Source organism: Streptomyces milbemycinicus (genome assembly GCF_002154605.1).
GTDB classification, from domain to species: Bacteria; Actinomycetota; Actinomycetes; order Streptomycetales; family Streptomycetaceae; genus Streptomyces; species Streptomyces milbemycinicus.
The window spans coordinates 1-1,051 of sequence record NZ_MUNE01001308.1 but is presented as its reverse complement, the minus strand read 5'-3'; the positions used below and the strand labels follow the sequence as shown (position 1 = coordinate 1,051).

At 78.3% G+C, this 1,051-nt stretch carries 1 pseudogene; it reads left to right on the top strand.

Annotation, left to right across the window (positions count from 1 at the left end):
- Positions 1-1,051: pseudogene (locus tag CCN51_RS52785) on the top strand (DNA-binding protein); the annotation flags it as partial.

Here is a 1,051-nt window from a genome sequence, read left to right as displayed (position 1 = left end):
CCCCGACGACCCCCGAAGCACCCCACGAAGCGCCCCACGAGGCCACCCGCGACCAGATCCTCGCCGAACTCCCCCGCGCCGTGGCCACCCTGCGCGCCCAGGCCCTTGCCTGGGGCGGCGACGACCGGCTGCGCCTGGTCCGCACCGCCCACGAGCTGCTGGCCCCCTCGCCCACGGTCCCCTCCCCGACCGGTCTGGGCCCCACCGTCCAGGAGGCCACGGCCGGTATGTCCCCCGGCCGGCTGCAGGAGATCCTGGCGGCGGCCGGGCTGCCGCCCACCCACGACCCGGTCACCGCGGCGGCCGCCCTGACCACGCTCTTCGGCGACCGCCCCCGTATGGCGGCGCTGCTGACGGAGGCCCCCGCCGGCGCGACGGCGGTCCTGGCCAGGCTGACCTGGGGCCCGCCGTACGGGGAGGCGTCCGTCGCCTCGCCCAGCCCGCCCGTCGAATGGCTGCTGGCCCGCGGCCTGCTGCTGCCGTCCGGGCCGCGCAATGTGGTGCTGCCCCGCGAGGTGGCCCTGCATCTGCGCGGCGGTCGCGCACACCGCGCGCCCGAACCGCTGCCGCCGCCCCTTCCGCCCGCGGCGCGGCACAATCCACAGGCTGTGGACGCGACGGCGGCGGGTGAGGCCTTCACCGCGCTGTCCACGGTCGAGGAGCTGCTGGGCCAGTGGGGGACCGCAGGACCGCCCGTTCTGCGCGCGGGCGGCGTGAGCGTACGGGACCTCAAGCGGACCGCCGCGGCGCTCGATGCGTCCGAGCCGGTGGCCGCGTTCTGGGTGGAGCTGGCGTACGCGGCCGGGCTGCTCGCCTCCGACGGCGAGATGGACGAGCGCTACGCGCCCACCCCCGCCTACGACGACTGGCTCGGGCTGCCCGCCGAGGAGCGCTGGGCGCGGCTCGCCGCCGCCTGGCTGACCGCGACCCGCACATCGGGGCTGGTCGGCGGCCGCGACGCGAAGGGCCGTACGCTCGCGGCCCTCGGCCCGGAGCTGGACCGCTCCCCCGCCCCCGAGGTGCGCCGCCGCGTCCTCGAACTCCTCGGCAC